Raw genomic sequence first — 1301 nt, 5'->3', positions numbered from 1 at the left:
GCTACGTCCTACGTTATCGGCGAATAACATTCGACGGAAGGGTCGGTATGGACTTCATCCTCATGACCGAGGGGGACACCCCGGTCGGGCTCACGCATGAGCACCGCTACCGGGAACTGGTCGAGGAGGTACTGCTCGCCGAGCGCGTCGGCTTCGACGCCTTCGGCAGTTCCGAGCAGCACGTCGCCCTCGGGACGGCCTCGGTCTCCGCTCCGGAGGTGCTCTACCCGTACCTGATGGCTCTCACCAGCCGGATCCGCTTCATCCACCTCGTGACACTGCTGCCGACACGGATGAACCACGCACTGCGCGTGGCCGAGCGCGTCGCGACCGAGGACATCCTCTCCAACGGCCGCGTCGAACTCGGCACCGGACGCGGCAACACCACCCTCGCCCTGCGCGCGTTCGAAGTCGACCCGTCCGAGAACAAGTCCCAGTGGCGAGAAGGCGTCGAACTCATCCGCCGCGCCTTCCTCGACGACCCGTTCTCCTACGTGGGCGAGCACTACAAGATCCCGCCCCGCAGCCTGGTCCCCAAGCCCCTCCAAACGCCCTACCCGCCCATCTCAGCCGCCGCCGGCAGCCCCAGCTCCGTCGAGACCGCGGCCACCATGGGCATCGGCGCCATCATGGGCGGCCTCTACCTCGGGTTCGACCTCGTCGAGAACATGGTGAAGCTCTACGACAAGACACTCGCCGCCACCGACCACCCCTACCCGATCACACCACGCAAGATGGTCGCGATCGCAGGCGGCATGCACTGCGCCGAGACAACAGCACAGGCCCGCACCGAGGCCAAACCCCTCTTCGAGATGGCCAAACTCTCCACCGACGCCTACGAACGACTGTCCAAGCTCTCACAGGACTACGCCTACATGGGCGCCGTCAAAGACATCGACTTCGACGACGAGGAGTACATGTTCGAACGCTCCCAAGGCTTCATGGTCGGCGACCCGGACCACTGCATCGAACACGTACAGCGATACGCCGACATGGGCGTCGACGCACTCGTCCTACGCGTCGACAGCCTCCCCCACAACCAGCTACTGCGCTCGATCGAACTCTTCGGCAAATACGTCATCCCCCACTTCAAAAACCCCCGCAACGTCGTCCGCCCCGCCGACGACGTACTCGCCGACATCCGAGCCGCACGCCCCGCCCACCAAGAAGCACTCCGCCAGTTCCACTCCCAGCACAACCCCACACACCACAAGGAGACCAGCCGATGACCGACCTCTACAACCACGGCACCGGCGACATCCTCACCGAACGCCACGACAACGGCACCCTCCTGATCACGA

1 protein-coding gene is annotated in these 1301 nt (G+C 64.7%); it reads left to right on the top strand.

Annotated elements, in window-relative coordinates:
• Positions 1-1229, top strand: a 1229-nt coding sequence (locus J5X86_RS50140; RefSeq protein ID WP_243983375.1) for an LLM class flavin-dependent oxidoreductase, incomplete at its 5' end; no start/stop codon positions are given.
• Positions 1230-1301 lie beyond the last annotated feature (72 nt).

The organism is Streptomyces sp. NEAU-YJ-81 (assembly GCF_017592595.1).
Lineage (GTDB): Bacteria > Actinomycetota > Actinomycetes > Streptomycetales > Streptomycetaceae > Streptomyces > Streptomyces hygroscopicus_B.
This window is presented reverse-complemented; position numbering and strand designations above follow the sequence as displayed.